This window comes from Actinopolyspora sp. BKK2, from assembly GCF_011291845.1.
GTDB lineage: Bacteria > Actinomycetota > Actinomycetes > Mycobacteriales > Pseudonocardiaceae > Actinopolyspora > Actinopolyspora saharensis.
Genome location: NZ_JAANTE010000004.1, coordinates 66,719 through 80,563, shown reverse-complemented (window position 1 = coordinate 80,563; position 13,845 = coordinate 66,719). Strand labels below are relative to the sequence as shown.

Here is a 13,845-nt window from a genome sequence, read left to right as displayed (position 1 = left end):
CGGCCAGTCGTGAACGACCTCCAGCACCCATCCCCGTACGCATCGGGAGGCGATGAATGTCCCAGGCCAGCTTGCACCCAGTCATCCGACGCGTCACCGACCGCATCGCCGAGCGCAGCGCCACCTCGCGCCGCGAGTACCTCGAGCGGATCCGGGCCGCGAAAAGAACCGAACCGGCCAGAGCTGACATGGCCTGCAGCAACCTCGCGCACGGTTTCGCCGCGATCAACGGCACAGACCGCGAGTCCGTCAAGGGCCTCGTGCGCCCGGGTGTGGCCATCGTCTCCGCGTACAACGACATGCTCTCGGCGCACAAGCCGTACGCCGAGTTCCCCGAGTGGATCAAGGAAGCCGCACGCGGCGCGGGCGGGGTCGCCCAGTTCGCCGGCGGCGTCCCGGCCATGTGCGACGGAATCACCCAGGGACGCACCGGCATGGAGCTGTCCATGTTCTCCCGGGAGGTCATCGCGATGGCCACCGGCGTGGCCCTGTCCCACGAGATGTTCGACTCGGCACTGCTGCTCGGTATCTGCGACAAGATCGTCCCCGGCCTGCTGATGGGCGGGCTGTCCTTCGGGCACCTGCCGATCACGCTGGTACCGGCCGGACCGATGCCCTCCGGGCTCCCGAACAGCGAGAAGAGCAGGATCCGGCAGCTGTTCGCCGAGGGCAAGGCCACCAGGGAGGACCTCCTCGAAGCCGAGGCCGCCTCCTACCACTCCCCCGGAACCTGCACCTTCTACGGAACCGCCAACTCCAACCAGCTCGTCGTCGAGACGATGGGGCTGCACCTGCCCGGAGCCACCTTCGTCCACCCCGGGACCCCGCTGCGCAAGGCACTCACCGAGGAAGCGGGGCGGCAGGCGGTGCGCGCCGCGAAGGACGAGAACGCCCCCTCCATCGGGGAGATCGTCGACGAACGCGCCGTCGTCAACGGAGTGGTGGCCCTGCTGGCCACCGGCGGATCCACCAACCACACCATGCACCTGCCCGCCGTGGCCGCGGCAGCGGGAATCGAGCTCACCTGGGACGACTTCGCGGAGCTCTCCGCGGCGGTGCCGCTGCTCGGCAGCGTCTACCCGAACGGCTCGGCCGACATCAACCACTTCACCGCGGCGGGCGGGGTGCAGACCCTGATCAGCGAGCTGCTCGACGCGGGAATGCTCCACCCGGACGTGCAAACCGTGGCCGGGCCGGGACTGGACCGCTACCGGCAACAGCCCTTCCTCGAGGACGGCGAGCTGGTCTGGCGGGACGCCCCGCGGGAAAGCCTGGACACGGACGTGCTGCGCAGCGTCTCCTCCCCCTTCGACGACGAGGGAGGACTCCGGGTCCTGGACGGCAACCTCGGCCGTTCGGTGAGCAAGGTCTCGGCGGTCAAGCCCGAGCACCGCTCCGTGACCGCGCAGGCGCGCGTGTTCGACACCCAGGAGGAGTTCAAGGCCGCCTTCCAGGCCGACGAGCTGAACAAGGACGTGGTCGTGGTGGTGCGCAACCAGGGACCGCGAGCGAACGGGATGCCCGAACTGCACGGCCTGAGCCCGAGCCTCGGCGTGCTCCAGGACCGGGGACACCAGGTCGCCCTGGTCACCGACGGACGCATGTCCGGCGCGTCGGGCAAGATCCCCTCCGCGATCCAGGTGACCCCGGAAGCCAGCGCCGGAGGCCCACTGGGCAAGCTCCGCGACGGGGACGTGCTCCGCGTGGACGGTGAGCAGGGCACCCTCGAGGTGCTGGTTCCGGACGACGAACTGGGCTCCCGGGAGCCCGCCGCCCCCGCGGCCACCCAGCAGTTCGGCACCGGCCGGGAACTGTTCGCCACCTTCCGGCAAGCTGTCGGACGGGCGGACCGGGGAGCGAGCGTGTTCCCATCTCCCGAACGGCAGACCTCCTCCGAAGAAGTCTCCGCCTGATCCCACGAGCAGCAACGGAACGGAAAGAACCGATGCCAGCCGCAACCGACATCCTCGACATCAGCCCGGTCGTGCCGGTGGTCGTGCTCGACGACACGACGCACGCGGTGCCCCTGGCTCAAGCGCTGCAGCGCGGTGGAATACACACCATAGAAGTAACCCTGCGCACCCCGGTCGCGCTGGAAGCGATCGAACGGATCACCGGCGAGGTGGAGGGCATCTCCGTCGGCGCCGGAACGATCACCGCACCGGGCCAGGCCAAGGAGGCTGCCCGCGCCGGGGCGAGCTACCTGGTCACCCCGGGAAGCACCGACCGGCTGCTGGACGAGGTCGCCGACACCGGGCTGCCCGCGCTGCCGGGAATCAGCACGGTCTCGGAGGCGCTGCGACTCGCCGAACGCGGACACCGGGCCCTGAAGTTCTTCCCGGCCGAGCCCTCGGGCGGAGTTCCCTACCTCAAGGCGCTGGCCAGCCCACTGCCGGACCTGTCCTTCTGTCCGACCGGCGGCATCACCCCCGACAACGCGGGGAACTACCTCGCGCTGCCGAACGTGCGCTGCGTCGGCGGGACCTGGCTAGCACCGCGGGACGCCCTGGCCAAGGGCGACTGGGGGCACGTCGAGGCACTGGCCCGCCAGGCCGTTTCCCTGGGCTGAGCCGCTCCGGGCCCCCGCCGCGCCCGGAAGCGCTCCGCGGTGGCACCGGAACCCCACGTCCGTCCGGGGAGCGCGCATCCCGCCCCCGGACGGACGTGGGGCCTCATCCGCTCCCACCGCGGTCCCGGATCACCCCACCGGCTCGACCTCGGTGCTCGGATCGCCGTCGATCGCCTTGGCCAGTCGCGGGACCAGCCCGTCGAGAGCGATGGGCAGGCTCAGCGGGCTGGCGAACGAGACAGCGCCGTTGAGCTCGCTCTGCCGCGGCATCTTGATGTCGCGTCCCTGCCGGACCGTGTCGAGCCGCTGGTAGATGTCCCTGCGCGAGATGCTCTCCTCCGGGGAGCCGTAGATCCCGAGCAGCAGCGCGTCGGACTCGAGCACCCCCAGCCGCTCCTTGCTGAGCTGAACCGGCTCCCGGTTGTCCCCGGAGAACAGGTTCTTCGCGGCCTCGGGCATCCGGAAACCGAGCGAACGGAGCAACCGCGGGGCGGGCCCCTCCGCGTACACCCACACCTGGCCGCTGATCGAGGTGGCCAGCAGGCCGGTGGAATCCGCGAAACCGGGATGCTGCGACTTGGCCTGCTCGAAGCGGGACTCGATGTCGGCGACCATCCGGTCCGCCTGCTCCTTCTTGCCCAGGGCACGCCCGATGATTCCGGTCATCTCCTGCCAGGGGACGCCGTAGTCCGCGAACTCGGCGGGCTGGGCTACCGTGGGAGCCAACGCGGAGAGCTTCTTGTACTCCTGCTCGTTCAACCCCGAGTTCACCCCGACGATCAGGTCCGGTTCCAACGCGGCGATCCGCTCGAACTCGAGCTCCTGACGCGCCAGCACCGTCGGGACCTCGCGATCACCGAGAGCCTCGTGCGCCCACGGCCACAGCGCCCCGTCCTTGCCGCCGAACCACTCCCGCGCCGCCACGGGAGCCGTGCCGAGCGCGAGAACGGTGTCCTGGTCGGTGAGCCCGACGGTGACCACACGCTTCGGCCGCTCGGAGATCTCGGTGGTGCCGTGCTTGTGCTCTATGCGCACGGGAAAGCCGTCCCCGGACGAGCCACCGCCGGACCCCCCGTCCTTGCCCGGAGCGCACGCGGCGAGCAGCAGTGCTCCCGCTCCACCGATCAGCCCTCTGCGGCTGATTTCCGAACGTGCCGGACCGAACGTGTTGCGCGACATTGGACACCTTCACTGCTGGGAGCCGTGTTCAAAAGCCCTGCGAGGAGGCGACCACCGTCACCTCGCGGCGCGTGAGCCGCTCGCCACGCGGACCACCTCGCAAGAAATCCTTAGGTTAGGCTAAACAAAACCAAAACCCGGGATCAATACGCTCCAGCACTTCAGGGGTCCGAATCACAGCACCCGAGCACCGGCCAGTCGCTCCACGGCCTCCCCCAGCGAATCCACCACGGGACGACCGGTCGCCTCCAGCGACTCCCGCGACATCACCCCGGTGCTGACCAGGACGCAGCCCGCACCCGCCCACTCCGCCGCGGAGGCGTCGTCGGCCACGTCCCCGACCACCACCGCCTCGGACGGGTCCACACCGAGCGCGCCCAGGTGCGCGACGAGGTGCTCCGCCTTGGATCCGCCCACCGCCGGATCACGCAGGCCGTCGACACGGCTGAACACCGAGCTCAGCCCGAAGCTCTCCACCAGCGGAACCAGCTCCTCGTGGAAGAACATGGAAAGCAACGACTGGCTCCGGCCCGCGTTCCACCACCCGAGCAGCACTTCCGGAGCGTCAGCGGCCAATTCGCAGGTGTGCAGCAGCTCCCGGTAGGCCTCGTGGTAAATCCGGTCGATCCGCGCCCAGTCCCGCTGCGCGATCTCGCGGCCCAGCACCTTCTCGTAGGCGTGCCGCAACGGCCTGCCGAAAACCGAGCGCCAACGGTACAGATCCACGTGCTCGGCGCCGAAAGCCGAGCACACCACGTTCACCGCGGCGACAACGGCGTGGTTGTCGGCCAGCAGCGTGCCGTTCCAGTCCCAGACGATGTGGTCCGCGGTGGGCGAGGAGCTCGATTCGTTCATCGCCGCAGCCTAGTAACTCGCAGCCGGGCTTCGCGCGGGGTGCGCGCCAAGCCGTCGCACGAGGCGGCTCCCCGGCGGGGAGCCGCAGAGCACCTCGCACGGCGAGTTCCGCCGCTCTCCAGGGATTCCCGCCCCTCCGCGGGTCACGGATCGGGGTCCACGAGCTCCGCGTCGTCGAAGTGGCCCTCCTCGTCGAGGGCTTCCAGCTCCTCCCGGACCACCCGGAAGGCCAACGCCTCGCCGTAGCCCTTGCGGGCCAACATGCCCACCAGGCGCCGCATCCGCACCTTCGGATCGGTCACCGTCGTACCGGCGAGCTTGCGCCGCACCAGCTCCCGTGCGCGGGAGACCTCGTCCTCGGTGTCCAGAGTGCTCAGCGCGGCGGAGACGGCGTCGTCGTCGACCCCCTTCTCCCGCAGCTCTTCCTCCAGGGCCCTCCGGCCGAGTCCGCGCTGCCGGTGGCGGCTGCGCACCCACTCCGCGGCGAAAGCCGCGTCGTCGACCAGGCCAGCGTCCACGAACTTGTCCAGCACCGAGTGCGCCGTGTCGGAGTCCACCCCGGCCCGGCTCAGGGCACGCAGCAGCTCGACACGGCTGCGTGCCCGGACCGCCAGCAGGCGGTACACCGTCTCCCGTGCGGCCCTCTCGGCCTCGGCGGGGGAGACCTCGACGGCGGAGTCCGCCCCTTCCGAACCGGACGCCCCCTCCACGTGCGGCTCGTCCGCGACCCGATCGGTGCTGGGGACTCCGCCCTCGCTCGTGGTGTCCATGAGCTCGATCAGAACTCCACCGAAGCCGGTTCGCTCGACTCGGTCTCCTGCTCACCGGAGCCGGAACCGGAGTTCGAACCGATCCCCAGCTTCTCCTTGATGCGCCTTTCGACCTCGTTGGCCACGTCCGGGTTGTCCCGCAGGAACTTGCGCGCGTTCTCCTTGCCCTGCCCGAGCTGGTCGCCCTCGTAGGTGTACCAGGCCCCGGACTTGCGGATGAAGCCGTGCTCCACCCCCATGTCGATCAGCGAGCCCTCGCGGCTGATCCCGTGGCCGTAGATGATGTCGAACTCCGCCTGCTTGAACGGCGGGCTCACCTTGTTCTTGACCACCTTGACCCTGGTGCGGTTGCCCACCGCGTCCGAGCCGTCCTTGAGGGTCTCGATCCTGCGCACGTCCAGCCGCACCGAGGCGTAGAACTTCAGCGCCTTGCCGCCCGTGGTCGTCTCGGGAGAGTTGTGCACCATCACGCCGTCCACGAAGTAGTTGTGGTTGCCCTCCACCTCGATGTCGAACCGGTGCATGCTCCGTGTCTCCGGCTTCACATGAATATCGAGAATTCGTGACGGGACGAGCCGCGTCTCGGGTTCGTCGAAGACGGGAGCAACCGCACACTGTCCCCGGTAATCCGGCAACAACTTGTGCTCCATGCTCGAGGGGACGTAGGGAGCGATCAACTCGTGGAACCGGGCAGTGGCCGCGGTCGTGAAACGCAGCGTGGCCACCTCGCGCTCACCCTTGGAACAGAGTTTGACATCCAAGTCGTGAGTATCGCGCAGGTACTGCGCCATCCGTTCACGACTCCCCTCGCTGAAGGCTTCGACACAGATTTCTATCCGGCCGCTACCACCACGGGTCCGTTCCTGCGCCCCCTTGGAACGAAGAGTGAAGCAACCGTCGTCCATGTACCAGACGGCGAGCGCCAAGGGGGTCAACGTCTTGAGGTAGTCCCAGGAAATAACCTTCTTACAGTCACCGAAATACACGGATTCGTAGAGTTCGTGCAGTTCCGGAAGCGGTGCAAAATCGGCGAACTCGGCGCCACGCTCGTTTCGGGTGCGGCAGTGCGAGAGATTGCCGAGCAACTCGGTCTTCCATTCCAGGTACGCGGCCTGCTGCTGACCGTGCCCCATCCTGAAACGTACGCCCTGCCTGTCGCGACGGTTCGGTGACAGGTTGCCGTCCCCGAGCAACGAACCGAGCACCAAGTTCCACTGCTGCTCGTTGAGATAATGCTTTTCCGTCGTCAGCAGACGGTCGCCGGTGGCCAGCTCCCCAGCCTGCCTCCAGCCCCCCGGAGTGCGGACCAGGTGGTTGGGTGTGGCGGCGAACTGAGCACGCCCGTTCTTTCCGGACCTGGCCACCGTGAACTGCAAGAATTCATCGGCGACACCGTTGTCGAACCAGTCGACGATTTTACGGGGTACTATTTCGTCGGATTCGGGGTCGTAGGACATCACTTCGACGTCCTGTTTCTGATTGACGATCTTCCCGATCTTCTCCTGCGAACCATCGGCGAGCGTCACTCGAGTGTCATAGTTCATACATCCGAACATGACTCCGACTTTTTCGCGGAGCTGGTTGATGAACATCGCCGTGGTCTGCGAGGTGTACAGCGCCGAGGTCAGCTTGCGCAGCGCCTGGCTCATCAGCCGGGCCTGCAGGCCGACGTGGCTGTCGCCCATCTCGCCCTCGATCTCGGCCTTGGGCACCAGGGCGGCCACCGAGTCGATGGCGATCAGGTCCAGCGCGCCGGAGCGGATCAGCATGTCGGTGATCTCCAGCGCCTGCTCCCCGGTGTCGGGCTGGGAGACGAGCAGTGCGTCCGTGTCCACCCCGATGGCCTTGGCGTAGTCCGGGTCCAAGGCGTGCTCCGCGTCGATGAACGCGGCCGTCCCGCCCGCCTTCTGGGCGTTGGCCACCGCGTGCAGGGCCACCGAGGTCTTGCCGCTGCTCTCCGGACCGTAAACCTCGACGACGCGTCCTCTCGGCAGTCCGCCGATACCGAGCGCGACGTCCAGCGAGATCGATCCGGTCGGGATCGCCTCCACGGCCGGGCGGGTGTCCTCGCCCAGCCGCATGACAGATCCCTTGCCGAACTGCTTGTCGATCTGCGCGATGGCGAGTTCGAGCGCCTTGCTCTTGTCGTTGTTCTTGTCGCCACCCTTGTCGGATGCTGCTGCCATCGGGGCCACCTCGGTCGGGTCGAAGGTCGTGGTGTCACGACCGACGCTACGGGGAAGGGCCGACAGTCCGGCCGCTGGTTCGCGGCTCTGTGGACAACCGGGCCCGCTGTGGATCCATTCTAACCGAACTCATGTTCGATAACGTGGCGACATGCGAGTCGTCACGAACGCGCAAGCCGCTGATCAGGTGCGATCTTTCCCTCGTCAGGGGGACACTCGACTCACGTAGGGACCGACCGGGGTCCCACGGCCCCCGAGTACCGGGAGGTGCCCCGATGCGCATCGACCGCTACCTACCGCCGCACCACTGGCTGAGCAAGATCTACCGGGCGGGGGCGGCCGCCTTCGGAGGGGCGCTGATCGCCTTCGGGATACTCGGCTTCACCAACAACCTCGGTTTCCTCTCCACCAGCGGAACCACGATCCTCGGGCTCTCCACCAACGGGCTCCTCTCGCTGATCTCCGTGATCGTGGGGGCGGTGCTGATCCTCGCCGCCGCGCTCGGAGGTCCGCTGGCCTCGACGACGACCGCGGTGATCGGTGCGCTGTTCCTGCTGTCCGGGCTGGCCAACCTGGCAGTGCTCGAGACGGGGTGGAACCTGCTCGCCTTCGAGATGCAGAACGTCGTCTTCAGCCTCGTCGCCGGGATGCTGCTGCTGTTCGTGGGCCTGTACGGGCGCATAAGCGGAGGACTGCCCGAGGACAACCCGTTCGTGCGGTACCGGCACAACGAGCCCCCGGAGAGCGAGGTCCCCGAACAGCGCACGATCGAGCAGCAGCGCTCCGCGGAGCTGGAACCGCTGGCTGAGGCCGAAGTGGCCCTGGGCGAGGGACACGCCTCCCCGGAGCAGGAGAGGATGGTGCGGGCCGAGGCCGCGCGGCTGGCCAGGGCCGAGCGGCAACGTGCCCACGAGCACTACGCGCACCTCCAGCAGGCGCTGCGGGACCGGGCGCGGGAGTCCGGGGACGGAGACGACCGGACCGGCGACGAGCGCTGATCCAGGGCCCGCGGCGCCGTTCGGGGTTCAGCGCCTGCTCTTGGGCACCTCGAAGGCCTCGCAGATCACCAACCAGACCCGCTTGGGGTCCCAGCCGTCCTCCAGCGCCTCGTTGACCGTGCGCTCGCCCAGGGCGGCCAGCACGTGATCGCGGGCCAGGGTGTCGGCTCTGACCTCGCCGAGTTCCTCGACCATCCGCTGACGCAGAGCTGTGTAGCGCATTCCTCCCACCGTACGTGGCGAGCACGTCCTTCCGGTGGCGTGCCCGCTCCGCCGTGACGCCGCCCGGGCGTCCCGGACGGACCTCCCGGGTGCGCCCCGCGTCCCGGGCGGAGCGGGAAATCCACGCGTTGGCGGCGAAACGGATAGGCTGGGGGCATGTTGCAGGCCGATCCGTCCGGCTTCTCGTCCTTCTGGGGCCAGTTGGCCGTGGCCCTGATGCTGCTCGTGGTCGTGATCATGCTGTGGCGCAGGTTCCTCAACCAGCGCAACAAGTGAGCGCTCCCCCGCGGAGGGTGCGCGGATCGGCCCGCTCCCGGCCGGTCGGCGCGGTGCCGGGGCGCGGGAAACCCACCGCGTCGGTGCTCGGGTCCAGGATGGGCACGTGACCGACGACCCGCTGGCACCGTTCTCCCCCGCTACCCGCGACTGGTTCGGCGCGACCTTCGGGAGTCCGACCGAGGGGCAGCGCGCGGCGTGGGAGGCGATCTCCGCAGGCGAGCACACCCTCGTGGTGGCCCCGACCGGTTCGGGCAAGACGCTGGCCGCGTTCCTGTCCGCGTTGGACGGTCTGATCACGGCGGAGCGTCCCGCCGAGCCGCGCGAGCGCTGCAGGGTGCTCTACGTCTCGCCGATGAAGGCCCTGGCCGTGGACGTGCGGCGCAATCTCCGCTCCCCGTTGGAGGGCATCGGGGAGGCCGCACGAAGGTCGGGACTGCGGCCGCCGGACATCGAGGTCGGTGTGCGCACCGGCGACACCCCCTCCGCGGAGCGCAGGGCGTTCACCAGGCGCCCTCCCGACATCCTGGTCACCACGCCCGAGTCGTTGTTCCTGCTGCTGACCTCGGCGGCGCGCGAGTCGTTGCGCGGCGTGGAGACGGTGATCGTGGACGAGGTGCACGCGGTGGCCGGGGACAAGCGCGGGGCCCACCTGGCCGTTTCGCTGGATCGCTTGGACGAGTTGCTCGGGCGGCCCGCGCAGCGGATCGGTCTCTCGGCGACGGTGCGTCCGGTCGAGGAGGCCAGCGGTTTCCTCGCCGGTGGTCGGCCCACCAGGGTGGTCCGCCCTCCGGATCCGAAGCGGGTCGACGTCTCGGTGGAGGTTCCGCTGGAGGACATGACCGCTCCCGCGGCGACGGGGCAGGACGGGGCGGAACCGGACGGCGGTGGGATCCCGGGGATCTGGCCCGCGGTGCGGGAGCGCGTGCTCGAGCTGGTTCGCGAGCACAGCTCGACGATCGTGTTCACCAACTCGCGCAGGCTCGCGGAGCGGTTGACGGCCGGGCTCAACGAGCTCGCCGCGGAGCGGCTCGCCGGGTCCTCCGGTGACGGTGGCCCCGCGGGATCCGGTGCGGGGGAGCTCTCCCCCGGGCAGCGGTTCCCCGCCGAGGCGGTCGGGGCTTCGGGGGTGACGGCCGGTTCCGAGGTCACCGTCGCCCGCGCCCATCACGGTTCGATGTCCAAGCAGCAGCGGCGGCTGGCCGAGGAGGAGCTCAAGTCCGGCGCGCTCCCCTGCGTGGTGGCGACGTCCTCGCTGGAGCTCGGCATCGACATGGGGGCCGTGGATCTCGTCGTGCAGGTGGAGGCCCCGCCCAGCGTTGCCTCGGGGATGCAGCGCGTCGGGCGCGGCGGGCATCACGTCGGTGCTCCGTCGACCGGGGTGGTGCTGCCGAAGTTCCGCGGTGACCTGGTCGGCTGCGCGGTGGTGGCGGAGCGCGTGCGCGCCGGGCTGATCGAGTCCCTGTCCGTTCCGCGCGAGCCCCTGGACGTGCTGGCGCAGCAGGTCGTGGCCGCCGTGGCGATGGATCGGCGGGAGGTCGGGGAGCTGGCCGCGCTGGTGCGGAGGTCGGCTCCGTTCGCGGAGCTGTCCGACTCCGCGCTGCGCTCGGTGCTGGACATGCTGGCCGGGCGCTACCCCAGTGAGGAGTTCGGGGAGCTGCGCGCGCGGATCGTGTGGGACAGGACCACCGACGAGTTGCGGGCGCGTCCCGGTGCGCAGCGCTTGGCCGTCACCTCGGGCGGGACGATCCCGGACAGGGGGTTGTTCACCGTGGTGGCTCCCGACGGCGGGGCCGCCGGGGGTGCCGGGGGAACGCGCGTGGGGGAGCTGGACGAGGAGATGGTTCACGAGTCCCGGGTGGGTGACACCTTTCTGCTCGGGACCTCGGCTTGGCGGGTGGCCGACATAACCCACGACAGGGTGGTGGTGGAGCCCGCTCCCGGGAAGCCGGCCAGGATGCCGTTCTGGAAGGGGGACTCCCCCGGCAGGCCGCTGGAGCTCGGTCGGGCGGTCGGGGCGTTCCTGCGGGAGGTCTCCGCTGCGGACGAGGGGGACGCGGCGGAGCGGGCCCGGCGGGCCGGGCTGGACGAGTACGCGCGCAGGAACCTGCTGGCCTACGTCGCGGAGCAGCGCGCGGCGACCGGCCACGTTCCGGACGACCGCACGATCGTGGTGGAGCGCTTCCGGGACGAGCTCGGGGACTGGCGGGTGGTGGTGCACTCCCCGTTCGGCGCCGGGGTGAACGCTCCGTGGGCGCTGCTCGTCGAGGCCCGGCTGGGCGAGTTCAGCGGGGTGGACGCGCAGGTGGTCTCGTCCGACGACGGGATGGTGCTGCGGTTGACCGACGCTGCGGGCGGGTTCGGCGAGTCCGATGAAGGCGTGGTGCCGGGCATCGGGGACCTGGTCGTGGATCCGGGCGAGGTTCGGAGGCTGGTCACCGAGTCGTTGAGCGGTTCGGCGCTGTTCGCCTCCCGCTTCAGGGAGTGCGCGGCGCGGGCGCTGCTGCTCCCGCGTCGTGATCCGCGTCGCCGCTCTCCCCTGTGGCAGCAGCGGCGGCGTGCCGCCAGGCTGCTGGAGGTCGCATCCGGCTACGCGGACTTCCCGATCGTGCTGGAGACGATGCGGGAGTGCATGCGCGACGTCTACGACGTGGCCGGGTTGGTCGAGCTGATGTCCCGGATCGAGCAGCGCCGGGTGCGGGTGGTGGAGGTGGCCACCTCCACTCCTTCGCCGTTCGCGCGGACCTTGCTGTTCGGCTACGCGGGAATGTTCCTGTACGAGGGGGACGCCCCGCTCGCCGAGCGCCGTTCTGCCGCGTTGACGCTGGATTCCACGCTGCTGGCCGAACTGCTCGGTTCGGAGGCGCTGCGCGAGCTGCTCGTCCCGGAGGCCGTGGAGGAGGTGGAGTCGCGGCTGCAGCGGCTGGCTCCGGAGCGCCGTGCCGGGGGTGTGGAGGACGCGGCGGACCTGCTGCGCTTTCTGGGCGACCTCACCGAGCGCGAGGCGGCCGAGCGCGGGGTGGATCCCGCGTGGCTGCGGGAGTTGGAGCGTCAGCGCAGGGCGTTCCGGGCGTGCGTGGCGGGTGGGACCAGGTGGGTCGCCGTGGAGGACGCGGGCAAGGTGCGGGATGCGCTGGGGGTGGCGCTGCCGGAGTGGGTCCCCGGGGATCTCGCGCGGCCGGTAGCCGATCCGCTGGCCGAGCTCGTCCTGCGCTACGCCCGCTGCCGCGGTCCTTTCGACGTCTCGGGTTTCGCCGAGCGGTTCGGGCTCGGGACCGCGGTCGCGGCCGAGGTGCTAGATCGGTTGGCGGCTTCGGGGCACCTGGTTCGTGGCGAGCTGCGCCCGTTGGAGTCCGGGGGCGGGCGGGGTGTCGAGTACTGCGATCCCGAGGTTCTCCGCGGGCTTCGGCGGGCCTCCTTGGCGCGGCTGCGTTCCGAGATCTCCCCGGTCGGTCCCGCCGCGCTCGGACGTTTCCTGCCCGCCTGGCAGGGGGTCGGCTCCGTCGAGCGCGGTTCGGTGGCCGATGTGTTCGCCGCGGTGGAGCAGCTCGCCGGGGTTCCGCTGCCCTCGGGAGCTCTGGAGTCGTTGATCCTTCCCGCGCGGGTTCCCGATTACGAGGCCGCCATGTTGGACGAGCTCACCTCGAACGGTGAGGTGGTCTGGGTCGGTTCCGGTTCGTCGGGTGCTTCCGAGGGGTGGGTGGCGTTGGCTCCGGCCGAGTCGGCCGAGTTGGTGTTGCCGGAGCGCGCTGCCGAGCACGTGGAGACGTCCGTGCACGAGGCGGTGCGTGCCGCGTTGCGCGGTGGGGCGCTCTTCTTCCGCCAGTTGGCGGATCGCGTGGGTGAGTCGTTCGTGGAGCGGGGTGAGCGGGCACCGGCCGACACCGCGGTGAGCTCTGCCGTGTGGGAGCTGGTGTGGGCCGGGGAGGTCACCAACGACACGTTGGCTCCGCTGCGCACGCTGGTGTCCGGGGACGCGCGGCCTGCCCGCCGGGGCGGTGCGCGGGGGCGGCGTTCCGGGTTGCGCGCGGGGCGCGGCCGTGCTCCGGCGGTGGCGGTTCCGCCGGGCATGTCCGGTCGCTGGTCGCTGGCCCCGCTGCCTGCCGAGGACCTCACCCGGCGCGCCACGGCGCGGACCGAGGTGTTCCTGGACAGGCACGGGGTGTTGACCAGGGGCTCCTTGGAGGCCGAGCGAATCGTCGGCGGACCGTCCCGGGTGTACGCGGTGCTGCGCGGCATGGAGGAGGCCGGAAGTTGCCGGAGGGGCTATCTCGTGGAGGGGCTCGGTGCCGCGCAGTTCGCCGTTCCCGGTGCGGTGGACCGGTTGCGCGAGTTCGAGCGCGCGGCCGCGGAAGCCGGGCACGACTCCGGGGACGGTTCCTCGCCGGTGGGGGTGGTGCTCGCCGCGGCCGACCCGGCCCAGCCGTACGGGGCGGCGTTGCGCTGGCCGGACCCGGTGGGTGGGACGCGGCACCGGCCGGGGCGCAGGGCCGGGGCCGTGGTGGTGCTCGTGTCCGGCGAGCCGGTGTTCTACGTGGAGCGCGGGGGCAGGTCGTTGCTGTCGTTCACCGCGGACGAGGAGGTGCTGCGGGTGGCGGCGGAGCGGCTGGCCGACTCGGTGCGCACGGGAGGGACGGGGCAGCTGTCCTTCCGCACGGCGGACGGTGCCGGTGCCGTGGGGAGTCGGCTGGCCGGGATCCTGACCGAGTTCGGTTTCCGCCCCACTCCGCAGGGCTTGCGGTTGCGTGGTTGATTCGGCGGCTCGGGCGCGGCGTTGCGTGACCCCGCCG

Annotated in this window: 9 protein-coding genes; 4 read left to right on the top strand and 5 right to left on the bottom strand. The window is 70.3% G+C overall.

From position 1 onward, the window contains the following. The first annotated feature begins 56 nt into the window (after positions 1-56). Positions 57-1,913, top strand: a complete 1,857-nt coding sequence (gene edd, locus G9Q41_RS09945) for a phosphogluconate dehydratase (RefSeq protein WP_165632701.1) — start codon at positions 57-59, stop codon at positions 1,911-1,913. Between the two features lie 32 nt (positions 1,914-1,945). Continuing rightward, a complete protein-coding gene (gene eda / locus G9Q41_RS09940) occupies positions 1,946-2,569 on the top strand; it encodes a bifunctional 4-hydroxy-2-oxoglutarate aldolase/2-dehydro-3-deoxy-phosphogluconate aldolase (protein ID WP_092520169.1) in 624 nt (207 codons plus the stop codon). A 129-nt stretch (positions 2,570-2,698) separates the two neighbouring features. On the opposite strand, the gene G9Q41_RS09935 is transcribed toward eda, so the two are convergent. The 4 genes from G9Q41_RS09935 to recA all read right to left on the bottom strand — a co-directional run bounded on the left by G9Q41_RS09935 (position 2,699) and on the right by recA (position 7,559). Further along, positions 2,699-3,748 carry an iron-siderophore ABC transporter substrate-binding protein gene (locus tag G9Q41_RS09935; protein ID WP_092520167.1) on the bottom strand — a complete coding sequence of 350 codons (1,050 nt, stop codon included), beginning with the start codon at positions 3,746-3,748 and terminating at the stop codon, positions 2,699-2,701. Between the two features lie 174 nt (positions 3,749-3,922). Then, positions 3,923-4,603: an HAD family hydrolase gene (locus tag G9Q41_RS09930; protein ID WP_165632702.1), complete on the bottom strand. Its 681-nt coding sequence runs from the start codon at positions 4,601-4,603 to the stop codon at positions 3,923-3,925. A 143-nt stretch (positions 4,604-4,746) separates the two neighbouring features. Then, positions 4,747-5,373, bottom strand: a complete 627-nt coding sequence (locus G9Q41_RS09925) for a regulatory protein RecX (protein ID WP_165632703.1) — start codon at positions 5,371-5,373, stop codon at positions 4,747-4,749. 8 nt (positions 5,374-5,381) lie between these two features. Further along, a complete protein-coding gene (gene recA / locus G9Q41_RS09920; RefSeq protein ID WP_165632704.1) occupies positions 5,382-7,559 on the bottom strand; it encodes an intein-containing recombinase RecA in 2,178 nt (725 codons plus the stop codon). Between the two features lie 275 nt (positions 7,560-7,834). On the opposite strand from recA, the gene G9Q41_RS09915 reads away from it, so the two are divergent. Beyond that, positions 7,835-8,557, top strand: a complete 723-nt coding sequence (locus G9Q41_RS09915; protein WP_092520160.1) for a DUF4383 domain-containing protein — start codon at positions 7,835-7,837, stop codon at positions 8,555-8,557. 27 nt (positions 8,558-8,584) lie between these two features. Here G9Q41_RS09915 and G9Q41_RS09910 read toward each other — a convergent pair whose 3' ends face one another. After that, a complete protein-coding gene (locus G9Q41_RS09910; protein WP_092520159.1) occupies positions 8,585-8,779 on the bottom strand; it encodes a DUF3046 domain-containing protein in 195 nt (64 codons plus the stop codon). A 382-nt stretch (positions 8,780-9,161) separates the two neighbouring features. Between G9Q41_RS09910 and G9Q41_RS09905 the strand changes: the two genes are divergently transcribed. Then, on the top strand, positions 9,162-13,808 hold the full coding sequence (locus G9Q41_RS09905) for an ATP-dependent helicase (RefSeq protein WP_165632705.1): 4,647 nt from the start codon (positions 9,162-9,164) through the stop codon (positions 13,806-13,808). Positions 13,809-13,845: the final 37 nt, after the last annotated feature.